The sequence below is a fragment of the Paraclostridium bifermentans genome, from assembly GCF_019916025.1.
Lineage (GTDB): Bacteria > Bacillota > Clostridia > Peptostreptococcales > Peptostreptococcaceae > Paraclostridium > Paraclostridium bifermentans.
Map to the genome: position 1 here is coordinate 3,055,823 of NZ_CP079737.1, position 18,923 is coordinate 3,074,745.

General features: G+C 29.1%; 15 protein-coding genes. 1 reads left to right on the forward strand and 14 read right to left on the reverse strand.

Annotation, left to right across the window (positions count from 1 at the left end):
- Positions 1-145: 145 nt before the first annotated feature.
- The 10 genes from KXZ80_RS14765 to KXZ80_RS14805 form a co-directional block, all read right to left on the reverse strand.
- Positions 146-3,967: a phosphoribosylformylglycinamidine synthase gene (locus tag KXZ80_RS14765; protein WP_038284714.1), complete on the reverse strand. Its 3,822-nt coding sequence runs from the start codon at positions 3,965-3,967 to the stop codon at positions 146-148.
- A gap of 37 nt (positions 3,968-4,004) precedes the next feature.
- Positions 4,005-5,264 carry a phosphoribosylamine--glycine ligase gene (purD, locus tag KXZ80_RS14770; protein ID WP_021431621.1) on the reverse strand — a complete coding sequence of 420 codons (1,260 nt, stop codon included), beginning with the start codon at positions 5,262-5,264 and terminating at the stop codon, positions 4,005-4,007.
- An 11-nt stretch (positions 5,265-5,275) separates the two neighbouring features.
- Positions 5,276-6,808, reverse strand: a complete 1,533-nt coding sequence (purH, locus tag KXZ80_RS14775) for a bifunctional phosphoribosylaminoimidazolecarboxamide formyltransferase/IMP cyclohydrolase (RefSeq protein ID WP_021431620.1) — start codon at positions 6,806-6,808, stop codon at positions 5,276-5,278.
- Positions 6,801-7,394 carry a phosphoribosylglycinamide formyltransferase gene (gene purN / locus KXZ80_RS14780; RefSeq protein WP_021431619.1) on the reverse strand — a complete coding sequence of 198 codons (594 nt, stop codon included), beginning with the start codon at positions 7,392-7,394 and terminating at the stop codon, positions 6,801-6,803. The genes purH and purN overlap by 8 nt, the downstream gene beginning before the upstream one ends.
- Positions 7,388-8,416 carry a phosphoribosylformylglycinamidine cyclo-ligase gene (purM, locus tag KXZ80_RS14785; protein ID WP_021431618.1) on the reverse strand — a complete coding sequence of 343 codons (1,029 nt, stop codon included), beginning with the start codon at positions 8,414-8,416 and terminating at the stop codon, positions 7,388-7,390. Before purM ends, purN begins: the two co-directional genes overlap by 7 nt.
- Positions 8,410-9,780: an amidophosphoribosyltransferase gene (gene purF / locus KXZ80_RS14790; protein WP_021431617.1), complete on the reverse strand. Its 1,371-nt coding sequence runs from the start codon at positions 9,778-9,780 to the stop codon at positions 8,410-8,412. The genes purM and purF overlap by 7 nt, the downstream gene beginning before the upstream one ends.
- A 16-nt stretch (positions 9,781-9,796) precedes the next feature.
- Positions 9,797-10,492 (reverse strand): phosphoribosylaminoimidazolesuccinocarboxamide synthase, encoded by a 696-nt coding sequence (purC, locus tag KXZ80_RS14795; protein ID WP_021431616.1) that lies wholly within the window; start codon positions 10,490-10,492, stop codon positions 9,797-9,799.
- A gap of 5 nt (positions 10,493-10,497) precedes the next feature.
- Positions 10,498-10,974, reverse strand: coding sequence for a 5-(carboxyamino)imidazole ribonucleotide mutase (gene purE, locus KXZ80_RS14800; protein WP_021431615.1), 477 nt, complete (start codon positions 10,972-10,974; stop codon positions 10,498-10,500).
- A gap of 193 nt (positions 10,975-11,167) precedes the next feature.
- A complete protein-coding gene (locus tag KXZ80_RS17780) occupies positions 11,168-11,299 on the reverse strand; it encodes a hypothetical protein (protein WP_021431614.1) in 132 nt (43 codons plus the stop codon).
- Positions 11,300-11,355: 56 nt separating this feature from the next.
- On the reverse strand, positions 11,356-11,724 hold the full coding sequence (locus KXZ80_RS14805) for a hypothetical protein (protein WP_021431613.1): 369 nt from the start codon (positions 11,722-11,724) through the stop codon (positions 11,356-11,358).
- A gap of 191 nt (positions 11,725-11,915) precedes the next feature.
- Between KXZ80_RS14805 and rbr the strand changes: the two genes are divergently transcribed.
- The gene (rbr, locus tag KXZ80_RS14810; protein WP_021431612.1) at positions 11,916-12,497 is read left to right on the forward strand and encodes a rubrerythrin; all 582 of its coding nucleotides are present in this window, start codon (positions 11,916-11,918) and stop codon (positions 12,495-12,497) included.
- Positions 12,498-12,638: 141 nt separating this feature from the next.
- Here rbr and KXZ80_RS14815 read toward each other — a convergent pair whose 3' ends face one another.
- The 4 genes from KXZ80_RS14815 to guaA form a co-directional block, all read right to left on the reverse strand.
- The gene (locus KXZ80_RS14815) at positions 12,639-13,973 is read right to left on the reverse strand and encodes an NCS2 family permease (protein WP_021431611.1); all 1,335 of its coding nucleotides are present in this window, start codon (positions 13,971-13,973) and stop codon (positions 12,639-12,641) included.
- 231 nt (positions 13,974-14,204) lie between these two features.
- Positions 14,205-15,602: an MFS transporter gene (locus KXZ80_RS14820; protein WP_021431610.1), complete on the reverse strand. Its 1,398-nt coding sequence runs from the start codon at positions 15,600-15,602 to the stop codon at positions 14,205-14,207.
- Positions 15,603-15,937: 335 nt separating this feature from the next.
- A complete protein-coding gene (locus KXZ80_RS14825) occupies positions 15,938-17,272 on the reverse strand; it encodes an NCS2 family permease (protein WP_021431609.1) in 1,335 nt (444 codons plus the stop codon).
- A gap of 111 nt (positions 17,273-17,383) precedes the next feature.
- Positions 17,384-18,922: a glutamine-hydrolyzing GMP synthase gene (guaA, locus tag KXZ80_RS14830; RefSeq protein WP_021431608.1), complete on the reverse strand. Its 1,539-nt coding sequence runs from the start codon at positions 18,920-18,922 to the stop codon at positions 17,384-17,386.
- Between the last annotated feature and the right edge of the window lies 1 nt (position 18,923).

Below are 18,923 nucleotides of genomic sequence, written 5' to 3' on the forward strand. Positions count from 1 at the left end.
GTACTTACTTATCTAAACTTAATGTATATTAAATCGATTTTTAGTAATAAGACTTTAAGTAAACGTAAAAAAGGCACCTCAAGATAAGTATTGTAATATTTATTAATAATCTAAATATTTTATCCTTGAGATACCTTATATGTTTTTATTTAAAATATTTAACTCCACATTCAAAAATCTTTTGATCTTTTTCGCCTATAATATTTTTAACAACTTGATCTCCAATTCTTTCTGAATGACCCATTTTCCCAAATACTCTTCCATCTAAACTTGTTATACCTTCAACTGCATATGTTGATCCATTTGGATTAAACTCTATATCATAAGTTGCTTTTCCTTCAAAATCTACATACTGAGTTGCAATTTGTCCATTTTGTATTAATTTTCTCATTACATCTTCACTCGCTACAAATCTTCCTTCACCGTGTGAGATTGCTATACTGTGAATGTCACCAACTTCTGTATCATACAACCAAGGAGATTTATTAGATGCAATTCTTGTATTAACCATTTTAGCTTGGTGTCTTCCTATCTTATTATAAGTTAGAGTTGGGCAGCTTTCATCTATATCTCTTATTTCTCCATAAGGCACTAGTCCTAATTTTATAAGAGCTTGGAATCCATTACATATACCTAGCATTAATCCATTTTGATTGTTTAAAAATTCATTTATAGCTTCAGCAATTTTAGGATTTCTAAATACAGTTGCAATAAATTTACCTGATCCATCTGGCTCATCTCCTGCACTAAATCCCCCTGGTAACATTATTATTTGAGATGATTTAATTTCTTCTACCATAGTATCTATAGAGCTTTCTATATCTTTATAAGTTAAGTTTTTAAATACTTTAACAGATGTTTTAGCTCCTGCTTTTTCAAACGCTCTTGCTGAATCATATTCACAGTTAGTCCCAGGGAAAGCTGGTATAAAGACTTTTGGCTTAGCTAAGCTTATACCACTATTTCTTCTTTCCTCATTATTTAAAAAGTTTATAGTTTCTATTTTTTCTTTTATTTCTTCACTTTTAATAGGGAATATACTTTCTAAAACACCGTTATACTTATCATATAAATAATCTATATCTATACTTTCATTTTCTATAATTATATTTTTTTCTTCTATAGTCTCTCCTAATATTTTATAATTGTATCCATTCAACTCTTTTAATAACTCTTTTACATCTATATCATTTCCTTTTAATTCAAGAATCATATTTCCATAAGATGCATTAAATAACAATTGATCATTTATATTATTTTCATTATTAAATTTAAATCCAATCTTATTTCCAAAGCTCATTTTGCTTATAGCTTCACTTACTCCTCCATAACCTACTGAATATGCAGAAAGTACTTTTTTATTTTCTATAAGCTCTGTTATCTTTGAAAGATTTTTCTTTAGTTCTTCAAAGTCTATAACTTTATTTTCCAACACATTTGTTAATAACATTATTACTGTTGAACCTGATTTTTTAAATTCTGGGGATAACACTTGTTTTGCATCCACAGTATCAACAGCAAATGAAACTAGTGTTGGAGGTACATCTATGTCTTTAAAAGTTCCTGACATACTGTCTTTTCCACCTATTGCAGGTATTTGTAATTTATTTTGAGCATAATATGCCCCAAGTAATGCTGAAAATGGTTTCCCCCACTTATATTCACTTATCCCCAGTTTTTCAAAATATTCTTGTAGAGTAAGTCTTATAGTACTAAAGTTACCCCCAATAGCCACAACTTTACACACAGATTCTACAACTGCATAAAGCGCACCATGGAATGGGCTTTCTTTTCCTATCTTCGGGTTATATCCATATGTCATTATTGTAGATGTATTAGTCTCTCCATTTAAAACAGGTATTTTGGCAACCATACCTTGAGCTGGAGTAGCTTGATACTTACCTCCAAATGGCATCAGCACAGTATTTGCTCCTATAGTATTATCAAATTTTTCAATAAGTCCTTTTTGTGAGCAAATATTTAAGTCAGTAATATTATTTATGAATTTATCCTTTAAGCTACATTCACTGCTTATTGCTACTTCCAAATTTTCTTCTGATTTATATAAAGTCATATCATCAACATTTTTTACTTTTATATTTATTTTTTGTTTTACTCCATTTGTTTCTATAAAATCTCTAGACATATCTACTATAGCTGTTCCATTCCAATACATTCTAACTCTTCCGCTATCAGTTACATTTGCAACATGGGTAGCTTCTAAGTTTTCCTCTATAGCCATTTTTATAAACTTATCTATATTTTCTTTTTTTATTGCTACAGCCATACGCTCTTGAGACTCAGATATAGCTAACTCTGTTCCGTCTAATCCATCATATTTTTTAGGTACTAGATCTAAATTTATATCTATACTTTCTGCTATCTCTCCAATTGCTACACAAACTCCACCAGCTCCAAAGTCATTACATCTTTTTATCATCTGTGCAACTTCTTTATTCCTAAAAAATCTTTGTATTTTTCTTTCATTTGGAGCATCACCTTTTTGAACTTCTGCACTACATGTTTTTAAAGATTTTTCACTGTGTTCTTTTGATGATCCTGTAGCTCCTCCACATCCATCTCTTCCAGTTTTTCCACCTAATAATATTACAGCATCCCCCTTTTGAGGAGCTTCTCTTATTACATTTTCTTTTGGTGCTGCTGCAATTACTGCTCCTATTTCCATTCTTTTAGCTACGAAATTCTCATCATAAACTTCTGCTACTTGACCTGTTGTTAGTCCAATTTGATTTCCATAAGAACTATATCCATTAGCTGCTTCTGTAGTTATTTTCTTTTGCATTAACTTTCCTGGTAATGTATCTTTTAATGATGTTCTTGGATCTGCACTCCCACTTACTCTCATAGCTTGATAAACATAACTTCTACCTGATAAAGGATCTCTTATAGCTCCTCCTAAACAAGTAGCCGCTCCTCCAAAAGGTTCAATTTCTGTAGGATGGTTGTGTGTTTCATTTTTAAACATCACTAAATATTCTTCTTTTTTACCATCTATATCAACATCAACATTTATACTACAAGCATTTATTTCTTCACTTACATCTAAGTCTTCTAATTTACCACATTTTCTTAATTCCTTCATAGCAATTGTTGCTATATCCATTAAACAAATATCTCTATCTGTTTTTCCATATACATAATCTCTTGATTGTAAGTACATATCATATGCTTCTTTTACAACATCATTATACTTACCTTCCTCTATAACTACATCCTCTATTTTAGTCATGAATGTAGTATGTCTACAGTGATCTGACCAATAAGTATCTAATACCTTTATTTCAGTTATAGTTGGATTTCTTTTTTCTATATCTTTAAAATACATTTGAACATGCTTTAAATCTTCAAATGTCATAGCAAGTCCTATAGAATCCATGAATTTCATTAAATCTTCATCACTTAAGCTTATAAATTTATCTATCGTTTCTACACTTGTAGGTATTTCAGTTTGTATTTTTAAGGTTTCAGGTTTTTCTAAGTCAGCTTCTCTACTATCTACTTGGTTTATGCAATATGATTTTATTTGTTTAAGACTTTCATCTGTTATATCTCCACTGATTATTACTAGCTTTGCAGTATTTATTATAGGTCTTTCACCTTCATTTATAATTTGAATACATTGAGCTGCCCAATCAGCTCTTTGATCATATTGTCCTGGTAAATATTCTATTGCAAATACTTTATCATCTGTATTTATGTTTACTTCCTCTTGATATACATTATCTGTGTTAGGCTCAGAGAATATATTTCTAACTACTTTTTCATATACAGATTCTTCTATTCCTTCTATATCATATCTATTTAAAAGTCTTAGACTTTTTATCCCATCTATATTTAAGCTCTCCTCGATTTCACATTTTAGATGTTTTGCTTCTAAGTCAAATCCTTGTTTTTTCTCAACTAATATTCTTCTTACAGTAGATTTCAAACTATTACTAGTAGTCATAGTATACCCCCATAATTTTTATTTAAGTATATTTATACTAATTTGATAATACTCCAATGTCAGTTCTGTAATGCATACCTTCAAATTTTATCTTTTCTATGTTTTCATAAACTTTTTTACTAGCTTCTTCAAGTGAGTTACCTTTTGCGCTAATTCCTATAACTCGCCCACCATTAGTAACTAGTTTATTGTTAATTATTTTAGTTCCACTATGGAATATAACTATATCTTCATCCACTTTATCAAGACCTGTTATAATCTTACCTTTTTCGTAACTTTCAGGATAACCACCTGATGTTAACATCACACATACTGCATTTTTTTCATTGTACTTTATTTCAATTTCATTTAATCTATTTTCTAAAATAGCTTCTATTATTTCAATTAAATCTGTTTCCAACCTTAAAAGTACTGATTGTGTTTCAGGATCTCCAAATCTAACATTATACTCTAAAACCTTTGGCCCATCCTCTGTTATCATTAATCCTATAAATAAAATACCTTTATAGTTTAAGTTATCATCTTTAAAACCTTTTAATGTTTTATCTAAAACTTCTTTTTTCACTATATTAGATAATTGTTCATCGTATATATTGCTTGGAGAGAATGTCCCCATCCCTCCTGTGTTAGGACCTTCTTCATTGTTATAAACTTTTTTATGATCTTTAGCACTTTCCATAGGTACTATAGTATTATTGTCAACAAACGCTAGTATAGATGTCTCTATTCCTTTTAAAAACTCTTCAATAACTATTTTTTCTCCAGCTATGCCAAATTTTTTATCACTCATCATTTCTTTTAAAGTTTCTATACCCTCTTCTTTATCTTTTGCTATTACAACACCTTTACCTGCTGCTAGACCATCAGCTTTTATAACTACTGGATATCCAAATGAATCAATTTCACTTATGGCTTCATCTAGATTTACGTATTCTTTATATTTTGCAGTTGCAATATCATGTTTATTCATAAATTCTTTTGAAAAAGCTTTACTACCTTCTAACATTGAGCACTTTTTATTTGGTCCAAATATCTTTAAGTTTTCTTTTTCAAACCTATCTACTATTCCATCTACTAATGGAACTTCTGGTCCAACTATAGTTAAGTCAACTTTATTTTCTTTAGCAAATTTATATAAATTATCAATATCATTATCTTTTATATTTAGACACTGAGCTATTTCACTTATTCCTGCATTACCAGGAGCGCAGTAAATCTCATCAACCTTTTTTCCTTTTAATAAACTATAGCAAATTGCATGTTCTCTTCCACCTGATCCTACAACTAAAATCTTCATGTATTTACCTCCTAGTGTTTAAAGTGTCTTATTCCTGTAAACACCATAACCATATCATTTTCATTACAAGCATCTATTGAATCTTGGTCCTTTATAGATCCTCCAGGCTGAACTATAGATTTTATTTTATAATCATTAGCTAACTTCACACAGTCATCAAATGGGAAAAATGCATCTGATGCTAATACTGCGCCTTCAAAGTTTTTATCTTGGTTATTTTCTAAAGCATTTTTTAATGCCCATATCCTTGAAGTTTGACCGCATCCAAGAGCTAGTGTCTGTCCATCTTTTACTATAGCTATTGCATTAGATTTCATATTTTTAACTATCTTCATTCCAAATTCCATATCTTTTAATATTTGTTCATCTGCTATCTCTTTTGTAACACAGTTATATTCATTAGCTAATTTTTCATCTCTATCCTGAACTAGTAACTTACCATCTAAATATTTAAAGTCAAATCCTTGAAGGCTATTTTCTATATTTGATAGTTTTAATACTCTTAAGTTTTTCTTTTGAGTTAAAACTTCAAGTGCTTCTTTTGTGAAATCATAAGCTACTACTATTTCTAAAAATATTTCATTTAATTTTTTAGCCGTTTCTACATCTACTACAGATGTAAATCCTACAATTCCCCCAAATATAGATACTTTGTCTGCCTCATAACATTTTGTGTAAGCCTCAAAGCTATTTTTAGCTACTGATACTCCACACGGATTTGTATGCTTTATAGCTACGCAAGCTACTTGTTCACTGTCTTTAAACTCTCTCATTATTTCTAAACATCCATGTAGGTCATTTATATTGTTAAAAGAAAGTTCTTTACCATTTAACTGTTCATAATTTAATATTGGATTTTTTGCATTAGATTGTTTATATAATACTGCTCCTTGATGAGGATTTTCTCCGTATCTTAGAGTATCTTCTTTTTGGAATGTCATTGTTAGACTTTCAGGGAACTTATCTCCTAATTGCTCTCTGAAATAGTTTGATATTAATGCATCATATCTAGCAGTTGTTGAAAATGCTTTATATGCTAGTTTTTTTCTATCTTCTAATGATACTTCTCCAGCTTTTAAGCTTTCTATTATAGAATCGTAGTCTTTTGTATCAACTACTATTAAAACATCTTTATAATTTTTAGCTGCTGAACGTATCATAGATGGTCCACCTATATCTATATTCTCTATCATTACATCATGAGGTTTGTTATCTTTTAAATTTCCTTCAAAATCATATAAATTTACTACTACTAAATCTATTGCTCCTATTTTATGCTCATTAACTGTATTAACATGTTTTTCATTATCTCTTTTGTATAATATTCCTCCATGTATATATGGATTTAATGTTTTAACTCTTCCATCCAATATCTCAGGAAAGCTTGTAACTTCATCTATTTGTATAACTTTTAACCCTTCTTCTTTCAGAGTTTTAAATGTATTTCCTGTTGATATTACTTCATACCCTAATTCATTTAAGCTTCTTGCAAACTCTACTACACCACTTTTATCTGTTACACTTATTAATGCTCTTTTAGTCATTTACAATTACTCCCCTTCCATTTACAGTTAACTTATTATCACAATATAGTTTTACGCTTTCTTTAAGTATCTCGTGTTCCACTGTTAGTACCCTCTCAGACAAACTCTGTGGGGTATCATTAAACTTAACCTCTACACTTTTTTGCATTATTATTGGACCTGTATCTGCACCTTCATCTACAAAATGCACAGTAGCTCCACTTAACTTTGCACCATAATTTATTACAGATTCATGAACTCTCTTACCATAATATCCTTCTCCACAAAACGCAGGAATTAATGATGGATGTATATTTATTATTTTATTTCTGAAAGCTTCTACAAATTTTGGACTTATGATTTTTAAATATCCTGCTAAAACAACTAAATCAATATTTTCTTTGTTTAGTAAATCTATTATTTTTTCATCTTCTTTTTCTACAAAAGTTTTGATATTATGTTTTATTGCTCTTTCTAATCCATAAGCATTATCCTTATTAGATATAACTAATTTAACAATTCCATTTATATATCCACTTTCACATCCATCTATAATACTTTGTAAGTTGCTTCCTCCTCCAGATATTAAAACAGCAATGTTTAGCATAGCTTTACTCCTTCATGACTATCTACAACTTTTCCAATTATATATGCTTGTTTTTCACTTTCATTTAAATAGCTAACTATTTCCTCTGCTTTATCTGAATCTACTACCATTGCAAGTCCTATACCCATATTGAAACTTTTATGAAGCTCAACTTCATCTATTGCATTAAACTTTTCTATCATTTTAAATATAGGTGGTTTTTCCCAAGAATTTTTTTCTATATCTATACCTAATCCATTTGGTATAACTCTAGGGATATTTTCTATAACACCTCCACCTGTTATGTGTGCTATAGCTTTTAACTCGTATTTTTTTATTAAATCCATAACAAGTTTCACGTATATCTTTGTCGGAATAAGAAGCGCCTCTCCTAAAGTCATTTCTAATTCTTCTATATAATCAGTTAGTTCATACTTATATTCTTCTAGAAATATTTTTCTTATAAATGAATATCCATTACTGTGTATTCCGCTTGATGATATTCCTATTAATGTATCTCCAGAGTTAACATCTTGACCACTTATTATTTTAGATTTATCTGCTATTCCTACTGAAAAACCTGCTAAATCATAATCATCCTCTGAGTACATACCAGGCATCTCAGCTGTCTCTCCTCCGATAAGAGCACATTCTGCCAGCTTGCATCCTTCCACTATTCCAGATACTATATCATCGATTTTCTCAGGAATTAATTTTCCAGTAGCGATATAATCTAAGAAAAACAATGGCTTAGCTCCTTGGCATATAAGATCATTGACACACATTGCTACTAAATCTATACCTACAGTATTGTGAATATCCATCATTTGAGCTAATTTTAATTTTGTTCCAACTCCATCTGTAGAAGATAGTAAAACAGGTTCATCCATATTTATAAAATCCTTTAAACTATATAACCCACTAAAGTTTCCTAAATCTCCTATAACATTTTTATCATATGTTCCTTTTATCTTATCTTTTATAAGATTTACAGCTCTGTTTCCCTCATCTATATCTACACCTGAAGCTCTATATGTTAACATGATATTAGTTCCCCCTCATCAATTTTTTCAACAGGATATTTTCCATCAAAACATGCTTTGCAGAAAGTTGTTTTATCTTCCGCTGCTTCTAAAGTTCCTTCTATGCTTAAAAACTTTAGTGTATCACAACCTATATAATCTCTTATCTGATCCAAATTATTTTTAGATGCTATTAAATTAGATCTATGTGGAGTATCTATACCGTAGTAACATGAATGTGTTACTTGTGGTGAAGTTATTCTTAAATGAATTTCTTTTGCTCCTGCATCTTTTAATGATTTAACAATTTGCTTAGATGTTGTTCCTCTTACTACAGAATCATCTACTAAAACTATTGATTTGCCTTTTACTACATTGCTTAAAGGATTTAACTTTATTTTAACTCCTATTTCTCTCTCTTTTTGAGTAGGCTTTATAAATGTTCTTCCCACATATCTATTTTTTACTAATCCTTCTGTAAGTTTAACTCCACTTGCATTTGAATATCCTATTGCTCCAGCCCATCCTGAGTCTGGAACGGGTACTACTATATCAGCTTTTATCTTTTCATCTTTAGCTAAAATTTCTCCACATTTAACTCTAAACTCATACACATTTACATTATCTATAGTTGCATCATTTCTTGCAAAATATATATGTTCAAATATACAACTTGATTTAATAGGCTTATAATTTTCTCTATAATGATATGAACTTAATTTATTGTCTTTTATAACTACTATCTCTCCAGGTTCAATATCTCTAATAACTTCTCCGCCTAAAATATTTATTGCACAATCTTCTGATGCTACTATATACATATCATCTTTTTTTCCTAATAATAATGGTCTAAATCCATGAGGATCTCTAACTGCTACAAGTTCATTTTCACTACTTGATACAACTAATGAATATGCACCTTTTATATAGTCCATTGTTATTTTTAAACTTTCAACTATATCACCTTTATAATATCTAGCTAGTATACAAAGGATAACTTCTGTGTCCGAATCTGATTGAAGCATATAGCCTTCTTCTTCTAACATATTTCTTAGATAGTTTGCATTAACAAGGTTTCCATTGTGAGCTATTGATAATTGTCTTTTTCTACATCTTCCTACAAGTGGTTGGCAATTGTCTAAGCTACTACCTCCTGCAGTTGAATATCTTACGTGCCCTATTCCTATATTTCCTTTTAGTTTTTCTAACTCACTCGGTTTAAAAACATCACCCACAAGACCCATATCTTTTTTATGGTTTATTTGTCCATCATTTAAAACAGATATTCCACAGCTCTCTTGACCTCTATGTTGTATCGAGTATAACGCATAATACAATTCTTTAGATATATCTCTATCTGAGTATATTCCTACTACACCGCACATTTAAATATCCCCCTGATTAATTTTCTATCCTAGCTAAAACCTCTGTATACCCTTCAACCAAATCACCTAAATCTCTTCTAAATCTATCTTTATCAAACTTTTCATTTGTATCTACATCCCATAATCTACAAGTGTCTGGAGATATTTCATCTGCTAGTATTATGTTTCCATTTTCATCTTTCCCAAACTCTAGTTTAAAATCAACTAACTTAAAGTTTAACTTTAAGAAAAATTTCTTCATTATTTCATTGATTTTTAAAGTTTCTTGTTTTAAAAATGCTATTTCCTCTCTAGTTGCAAGTTTCATAGCAACTGCATGATCATCATTTAGCATCGGATCTCCATACTCATCATTTTTGTAAGATAGTTCAAATATAGGTTCATCTAGTACAATACCTTCTTCTATTCCATATCTCTTACAAAATGATCCAGCAGTTATATTTCTTACAATTACTTCAAGTGGTAATATTTCAACCTTTTTAACTATCATTTCTCTATCTGATACACCTTTTATGAAATGTGTACTTATACCTTCTTTTTCTAACATCTCAAACATAACTGTACAAATCTTGTTATTTAAAATTCCTTTTGAGTTTATTGAAGCTTTCTTTTCTCCATTAAAAGCTGTTGCATCATCTTTATAATAAACTAAATACTCATTTTCATTTTCTGTACTAAATATTTGTTTTGCTTTTCCTTCGTATAATAACATTTCAATTACCCCCTTAAGTTTTTATCATCGTCTAATACTTTTTGTTCCATTTCTTCTCTATAACTTTTCAATTGTTCTTTTATATTTGGATATTTTATACTCATTATTTGTGCTGCCATTAATGCTGCATTTATTCCTGAATCTATAGTTACAGTAGCTACTGGTATACCTTGTGGCATTTGAACTATTGAAAGAAGAGAATCTAAACCATCCATTGTAGATGACTTTATTGGTAATCCTACTACAGGTATTAAAGTATGTGATGCTATTACTCCTGGTAAATGTGCTGCTTTTCCTGCAGCTGCTATTATTACATCTGTATCATTTTCAATTTCGTTTAAAAAAGTTGTTAATTGCTTAGGTGTTCTATGTGCTGATAGTGCTCTTGCTACAACTTTTATTCCGAACATTTCTAAAAGCTCTATTCCTTTTTCTAACTTTGGATAATCTGACTTTGAACCCATAACTACTGCTATTTTCATCATAATCCTCCCTATTTTTGCGTATATATATTTTTTTGTTTTTTTGAATATACGTTATATATAACGAACTTTATATTTAAATAATATACTATTATACGTATATTATCAACCTTATTTTTAATTTTGTTCGCATTTTTATTTAAAGCTCAAAAAAGAGCAATCCATTTCTAGATTGCTCCTTTTTTATGTTTAATTATCCGAAATACTTATTTAACTTTTTAGTTACATCAAACCCTAAATCAGCGCCTATTATTAATCCAAATACAATAGCATAAACTAAATCAATAAACCAAAATATTATAGATTTCTTTTTAATACTATCCAAAATATCACTTCCTATTAAGTTTATAGTTTAATTGTACTATTAGTCATTCAAAACTTCTACTCATTCATTATATCTTTTATTTTACCTGTATTAATATTAACCTCAAACCATCCACTTGTAGCCACATGACTTTCTTCTTCATTTGTAATAACATCATATGCATGTATTGTATATATATCTTTAGATTTACTATCAACTTCTACAAAATTAGGTATATACATGTTTTTTTCTTTCATATATTTTTTAACTAAATCAACAGCTTCCTTTTCTGTTAACTTTTCAGTTTTACTTTCTTTATTTTCATATACTACTTCTTTTGCACTTTTTTCAACTGAATTTAAGTTTTTATCTGAAGTACTAGCATATCCAATTATTAAAAAACCTGATATAAATATACTAGTTATCAAAACTCCATATAGTTTCATCTTTAGCCCTCCATCTTACAAAATTTACTATCTAATATGATTTACATATTTATGAATTTCATTCAAAATTCTATTAATTTGTAAAATTACAACTTTATATGAAAAATAATTATTTTGTTTTAAGATAAATTAAAGTGGTATTTATTTACTATAATTAAAAATAAATTTTATACTTAGGAGATGAATTAAAGATGAAATCTTTAAAAGGAACTAAAACTGCACAAAATTTAATGAATGCTTTTGCTGGAGAATCTCAAGCAAAAAATAAATATCAATTTTATGCTAAAATAGCTAGAAAAGAAGGATATGTTCAAATAGGTGATATATTTGATGAAACTGCTCATAACGAAGAAATGCATGCTAAGATATTCTTTAGATATTTATTAAATGATTTTACTGGAAATGATGTTCAAGTAACAGGTTCTTATGGTGTTGGAATGGGTTCTACTTTAGAAAATTTAAAAGGTGCTGCAAAAGGCGAAGATGAGGAAGATACAATGTATTTAAAATTTGCTGAAGAAGCTAGAGAAGAAGGTTTTGAAGAGATAGCATCTTCATTCACTCATATACATTCAATTGAAGCTCATCATAGAGATAGATTCTTAAGATTAGCTAAAAATATAGAAGAAAATATAGTATTTGAAAAACCAGAAGTTCATGAATGGGTATGTACAGTATGTGGATATGTTCATGTAGGAACTGAAGCTCCACAAGTATGTCCAGCATGTAAACATCCTCAAGGATATTATGAAATAAAAGCTGAAAACTTCTAAAATCTAAAACTAAGTATAAAAAAAGGTTAAGTACATATATGTATATGTGTTTAACCTTTTTTTATATTTAAAATAAAAATGCTGAGATTAATTTTAAAATTAATCTCAGCATTTAATTTATCCAATCATTTTAATTATATTTTATAATAATACAAACTTTAGTATAAACATTATTGATAAGAATATTAATGATATATTAACTTCTTTTTTCTTTCCTGTAGCTAATTTTAATATTGTAAATGATATTATTCCGAATATAATACCATCTGCTATACTATAAGCTAACGGCATCATTGCAAATGTTAAAAATGCTGGTATTGCATTTGTAAAATCACTAAAGTCTATTTCAAGTAATGAACTTGCCATCATAACTCCGACTAATATAAGTACTGGAGCTGTAGCTTGCGGAGGTATTGATGTAAATATTGGAGCAAAGAATAACGATAGTAAGAATAATATTCCTGTCGTTACTGCTGTTAATCCAGTTCTTCCTCCTTCGCCTATACCAGCTGCACTTTCAATATATGCTGTAACTGTTGAAGTCCCTAATAAAGATCCTGTAGTAGTTGCTATTGCATCTGCAAATAATGCTTCTTTAGCCTTTGGTAGTTTTCCGTTTTCATCTAACATATTACCTTTTGATGCTACTCCTACTAAACATCCTACTGTATCAAATAAGTCAACAAATAAGAATGTAAATACTACTACTAGCATATCTAAACTAAATATTTGATCAACTGGAACTGAAAATGCTTGTAAAAATACTGGTTTCAATGATGGAACCGATGAAACTAAAGCATGTGGCAGTTGAACTAATCCCGCTACAATTCCTATAGCTGTAGTTACTACCATAGCTAATAAAAATGTACCTTTAACATTTCTTGAAAGTAAAACTGCCGCTATTACTAGACCTAGTATAGCTAATACTACTGTTGGACTTTGCATATTACCAAGTTGTAATATTGCACCTCCACCTTGCACTATTCCTGCATTTACTAATCCTATAAATGCTATATATAATCCTATACCTGCTGTAACTGCATGTTTTAAAACTCCAGGTATACAATCTATAATCTTTTCTCTTACATTAGTTAATGTCAATAATATAAATATTACTCCTTCTATTAAAACTGCACATAATGCAAATTGCCAACTATATCCCATTTGTAAAACTACTGTGTATGCGAAGAATGCATTAAGTCCCATACCCGGTGCTAAAGCAATTGGATAATTTGCTAAAAATCCCATTATGCAACTTCCTATAAATGCTGCTATTGCAGTTGCTGCAAATACAGCATCTTTATCCATACCAGCATCTCCTAATATACTAGGATTTACAACTAGTATATATGCCATTGTCATAAATGTTGTCATTCCTGCTATAACTTCTGTTTTTACGTTCGTGTTATTCTCTGTTAATTTGAAAACTCTATCTAACATAGATTTCTTATTATTTGAAGTTTGCGCTGCTTGCATATCCTTCCTCCTTATTTTATAAAATATAATTATGATTTCGTTCGTCTTTTAACTTATCTTACATGTTGATTATATAATATAGTTCGGTTTTAAGCAATATAAATTACGAATATTTTTATATTTTTTACTTTTTTTATTCGTTTTTATTCTTTATACAAAAATAAGTTACCTCAAGATACAACACACTTAACTGTATTCTCTATAAAAGTAACTTATTTTTATATAAAGTATTTATTTTTCTTCTATAAACTCTTCTTTTACTTCATTTATTTTTATTTCTTCTTCGCTTAAACCTCTATTATATTTTTTAATAAATACAATTAGTAGAACAACAGATGCAATAAAATATAACGTACTAGCTATATAATATGCCTTCCCGTATCCAGCATCTGTTTTTAATAAAGAGTATCTAGCAAATAAACCTGCAAATATACCTACTATAGAATTTGATATAAGTATAACTGAACTATATGCAGGAGCTAAATTTTTAGGAACAAATGTAAGTGGTAATGATTGTTGAATAGGGTTAGAAGCATTTGCAAGTCCTGATCTTAAGAATAATACACTTCCTATTATCCAAGCTATATTTCCTCCAAATATAGTCCCATTTGCCATTATTAACATAAGCGGTATACATAATATCATAGATAATGATATTGTTACAATTGATCCTAATTTCTTTTCTAAATACGGTGCTGCTAAAAATCCTAATACCATAGCTATTGTCTGGAATGTTATTATTGTTGATACGGTACCTCTACTTATATGTAAGAAATTGTTTAAATATATTGGGAAGTAAGGAGTTATTAAAAGAGCTCCAAATCTTATAGTACTAAATATTACAACCCACATTATTATATATTTATTACAAAATACTTTTAAACTAAATTTATTTTCAGCTTTTCTAGCTGCAATTTCTTCCTCAGTTTCTCTATAATCTTCTACTTTTTCTCTTAAAAAGAATAGACATCCTAAAGCTAGAACTGCAAATACAATTGCTATCCATAATGCAAATTCATATGAATTAATATAATAACTCATTTGTGTAGAAGTTAATTTGCTTGCATTCTCTGATAAAGCAGATGCTTTATCATAACTTATACCTAGATATTTACTAAACTTCCATACAACTATTTTACCATTTAAAAATGTTAATATTGATTGACTGATTAAGTTGCAATACATTACTCTTGAAAACATTGAAATTCTTTTTTCTTTAGGTGTGTATGATGTGAACATTAAAGGATATATAAAATCAAATAAACCTGCCCCTACGTTAACTAATATGTTAGCTACTAAGATTACTTTACCATTACTACTGTATATACAAGATAATAGTGCCCCTATTAAAACAACTGGTGCAAATACTATTATCTTTTTATACCCTAACTTATGCACCAATAAAAGCATCATAGCCATTATAAATGTGCCTATTGATGTGTACATAGGTAAAGCTTTAACAACATCGGGTACAGTTAAATTCAAGTAAGATATATAAGAGTCATTGGTTATACCTGTAACGGCTCCCATAAAAATGTAACTAATAATGAAAATTGCACAATTATACTTCCATCTTTTGTCCCAATTCTTATCATTGCTAGTAACAAAACCTACTAATCTTTCTTCCATACAAGTTCCCCCTTGAGCGTTTTTTTTAATTATACACCTTTTTTGAAAACGTTTACCTATATTTTTGTTTACATAATTATTACATATAAAAACTATTTTTTAAACTGTTTAACACATCAAAATTTATGTTTTATTTTAAAAATACAGAAAATTAAGAACTAAGAAAAAATTCATAAGGCACACAAATATTTTTCTGAAATGCACTGTTCATCTAACTTTAAGCTATATAATTCATATTTTCATCATATTTAAACGAAATTCAAACTTTTTTAAAATAATAAAAATAAATAAAAAAAAAGATATATAAATATAAATATTTACATATCTTTTTCATTTTATAATAATCCAAATTTTAGTATGAATACTATACTAAGTATAATTAAAGACAGTTTTGCTTGATCTTTCTTACCACTAGCTAACTTTAAAAATGTATATGATATGATTCCGAACATAATACCATCTGCAACACTATATGATAAAGGCATCATTACAAATGTTATAAATGCTGGTATTGCATCTGTAAAATCATTAAAGTTAATTCTTAATATTGAACTTGCCATTAAGAATCCTACAAGTATAAGTATTGGAGCTGTAGCTTGAGGTGGTATAGAAACAAATAATGGAGCAAAAAATAATGAAATTAAAAATAAAATTCCAGTAATTACTGCTGTTAATCCCGTTCTTCCTCCAACTGCTATTCCAGATCCACTTTCAACTGTTGTAGCTAGAGTTGATGTTCCTAATACTGAAGATATAGTAGTTGAAACAGATTCTGCTAATAATGCTTTTTTTACATTAGGCATATTTCCATTTTCATCTAATAAATTAGCCTTATCTGCAATTCCTAATAAGAATCCTATTGAGTCAAACATATTAACAAATAATAATGTAAGAACTATTACTAACATATCTAAACTAAATATTTGACTTTTACCTACATCCAATGCTTTCATAAATACAGGTTGTATTGATGGAGGTAAGTCTATAACTCCTGTTGGCATAGGAACTATTGAAAATACCATTCCAATTACAGATGTAATTATTATAGATATTAAAAACGCTCCATTTACATTTTTTATTAATAAAGTTGCAGCTATCATTAATCCTATTATAGATAATAATACAACTGGCGACTTAACATTTCCTAATGATATTATAGCTCCACCTTGCTGAACAATACCTGCATTAACAAGTCCTATAAATGTTATAAACAATCCAATTCCAGCCGTTATAGCATGTTTTAAGACATCTGGCATACACTCTATTATCTTTTCACGAACATTAGTTACTGTTAATAAAATAAATATAATACCTTCGATAAACATAGCACATAGTGCAAATTGCCAAGTATATCCCATACCTAAAACTACTGTATACGTAAAGAACGCATTTATTCCCATACTAGGAGCTAATATTATAGGATAATTAGCTAAGAATCCCATTATTATACATCCTATTGCTGAAGCTATTGCTGTTGCTGTAAAAACAGCGCCCTTATCCATACCAGCTTCACCTAATATAGTAGGATTTACAACTAATATATAAGCAATTGTCATAAATGTTGTTATTCCTGCTAATACTTCTGTTTTTACATTTGTGTTATTTTCACTTAGTTTAAAAACTTTCTCTAATAATCTATTATTAGAGCCTTTAACACTTGAATTTTGCATATTTTCCTCCATTGATGATAAGTTTTTTGTGATAAAATCCTTATAAAAAAATAAAAAGCATAAGCTTTTTATTTTTTTATAATTTATTGTAAGTGTTTGAATAAACTGGTTTTATTCCCATTCTATAGTTCCTGGAGGCTTACTAGTGATATCGTAAACTACTCTATTTGCTCCATCAACTTCATTTACAATTCTATTAGATATTTTTTCTAATACATCGTAAGGCATTTTGTACCAATCAGAAGTCATTCCATCAGAAGAAGTAACAGCTCTTATACCTACTAAATAAGCATAAGTTCTTTCATCTCCCATAACTCCAACAGTTTTTACATCTGGTAAAGTTGCGAATGCTTGCCAGATTTCGCTGTATAAACCAGCTTTTTTAAGCTCGTCCATATATATAGCGTCTGCTTCTCTTAATATATCACATCTCTCTTTAGTTACTTCACCTATAACTCTTATTCCAAGACCTGGTCCTGGGAATGGATGTCTATATATTAAATCATAATCTATTCCAAGTTCTAATCCTATTTTTCTAACTTCATCCTTAAATAATTCTCTTAAAGGTTCAACTATTTCAAATTCTATATCTTCAGGTATTCCACCAACATTATGATGTGATTTTATTGTAGCTGATTCTCCAAGTCCACTTTCTACAACATCAGGATATATAGTTCCTTGAGCTAAGAAATCCATTTTTCCTAATTTATTAGACTCTTCTTCAAATACTCTTATAAATTCTTCACCTATTATTTTTCTCTTAGCTTCAGGTTCTGTTACACCTTTTAATTTAGATAAGAATCTATCTTCACAATTTACTCTTATTAAGTTCATGTCAAACTTATCTCTAAATATTCTTTCAACATCATCACCTTCATTTTTTCTAAGTAATCCATGATCTACGAATACACAAGTTAAGTTATCTCCTATAGCTTTATGAACAAGTACAGCTGCAACTGATGAATCTACTCCACCACTTAAAGCACAAAGTACTTTCTTATCTCCTATAGTTTCTTTTAATTCTTTTATCTTTTCTTCTATAAATGAATCTGTTGTCCAATCTCCAGTTACTTTACATACATTATATAAGAAGTTTCTTAAAACTTTATCTCCTTCTAAGCAATGTTCAACTTCTGGGTGGAATTGAACTCCGTATAATTTCTTTTCTGGGTGATGCATTGCAGCTACTGGACAATCCTCAGTATATGCAGCAACTTCAAATCCTTCAGGAAGAACATCTATTAAATCTGTATGACTCATCCAAACAGTATTAGTAGAAATTCCTTCAAATATGTTTGAAGCGTTATATGTTATAGAAGTTTTTCCATATTCTTTTTCACTATTATTTCCTCTTCTTACATTACCACCTAATAAGTGAGCCATTAACTGAACTCCATAACATATTCCAAGTATAGGTACTCCTATTTCGAATATTTCTTTAGTTATCTTTGGAGACTCTTCTAAGTATGCACTATTAGGTCCTCCTGTAAAGATTATTCCTTTTGGATTTTTAGCTTTTATTACTTCTATATCTGTAGTATGTGGTAATATTTCACAATATACGTTATTTTCTCTAACTCTTCTTGCTATTAATTGGTTGTATTGACCACCAAAATCTATTACTAAAACTATTTCATGTTGTTTTTTCATT